We start from the raw sequence: 299 nt of genomic DNA, 5'->3' as shown, positions 1-299 counted from the left end.
CCAGAAAGTGGCGGTGGAAGAAAGCCGTCTGGGCATCCCGGTGATCCTTGCGGCGGACGTGATCCACGGCATGCGCACGGTGTTCCCGATTCCGCTGGGCGAAGCGGCCAGCTTCGAGCCGGAACTGGCCGAGCGCACCGCGCGCGCCATCGATGTTGTCGTCCGACCAGCTGCTCTGGCTGGCGTAACGCCAGTCCGGCGCAGTCGCACTGCCGACGTTTTCATGGCCGGAATTGGGATACAGATGCAGCCGGTACAGATTGGAATACAGCGTGGTCTTCTGGTCGGTCGTGGCGTCG

At 64.2% G+C, this 299-nt stretch carries 1 protein-coding gene; it reads right to left on the bottom strand.

Annotation, left to right across the window (positions count from 1 at the left end):
* On the bottom strand, nucleotides 1-299 hold a 299-nt coding region (locus FFY45_RS22490; protein ID WP_439333559.1), incomplete at both ends, for a hypothetical protein.

Source organism: Xanthomonas hortorum, assembly GCF_011305375.1.
GTDB lineage: Bacteria > Pseudomonadota > Gammaproteobacteria > Xanthomonadales > Xanthomonadaceae > Xanthomonas > Xanthomonas hortorum_E.
The sequence above is the reverse complement of the archived record's forward strand: the minus strand, read 5'-3'. Positions and strand labels throughout refer to the sequence as shown.